At 33.0% G+C, this 230-nt stretch carries 1 pseudogene; it reads right to left on the bottom strand.

What is annotated here, in order from left to right:
• Window positions 1-230: pseudogene (locus SB719_RS22980) on the bottom strand (ArpU family transcriptional regulator); the annotation flags it as partial.

Here is a 230-nt window from a genome sequence, read left to right as displayed (position 1 = left end):
CTTTTCAAATACTTACGCTCAATGATCTCTCTTTGCTCTATATCCAATGAATGTTCTAATGCTCTTTTTATTTGCAAGTACTTGTAATCATTTATCTTCCTTGTATCACGTAATTCAGGGAATAACTGAATACTTTCTCTCTCACATTCACTTTGATTCTCCATACGTACAGCTAGAGCTTTATAATCACGTAACACCTTCACTACTGCTTTTTGAATTAACTTATACTC

Source organism: Pantoea sp. SIMBA_079 (assembly GCF_046940275.1).
GTDB lineage: Bacteria > Pseudomonadota > Gammaproteobacteria > Enterobacterales > Enterobacteriaceae > Pantoea > Pantoea borealis.
Note: the sequence above shows the minus strand (reverse complement) of the source record. Positions and strands in the feature narration are given on the sequence as shown.